This is a genomic window from Thalassospira mesophila (genome assembly GCF_002115755.1).
In the GTDB taxonomy this organism is placed as follows: Bacteria; Pseudomonadota; Alphaproteobacteria; order Rhodospirillales; family Thalassospiraceae; genus Thalassospira; species Thalassospira mesophila.
Genome location: NZ_JFKA01000079.1, coordinates 1 through 373, shown reverse-complemented (window position 1 = coordinate 373; position 373 = coordinate 1). Strand labels below are relative to the sequence as shown.

The window sequence follows — 373 nt, the reverse complement described above, 5'->3', positions numbered from 1 at the left end:
AACTATAACGGTCCTAAGGTAGCGAAATTCCTTGTCGGGTAAGTTCCGACCTGCACGAATGGCGTAACGATGGCGGCGCTGTCTCCACCCGAGACTCAGTGAAATTGAAATCGCTGTGAAGATGCAGTGTATCCGCGGCTAGACGGAAAGACCCCGTGAACCTTTACTATAGCTTTGCACTGGACTTTGAATTTGCTTGTGTAGGATAGGTGGGAGGCTTTGAAGCGTGGACGCCAGTTCGCGTGGAGCCAACCTTGAAATACCACCCTGGCAACTTTGAGGTTCTAACTCAGGTCCGTTATCCGGATCGAGGACAGTGTATGGTGGGTAGTTTGACTGGGGCGGTCTCCTCCTAAAGAGTAACGGAGGAGTA

The 373-nt window shown here is 51.5% G+C and carries 1 rRNA gene; it reads left to right on the top strand.

The features are described 5' to 3' along the window. Positions 1-373: ribosomal RNA gene (locus TMES_RS22120) — 23S ribosomal RNA — on the top strand; the annotation flags it as partial.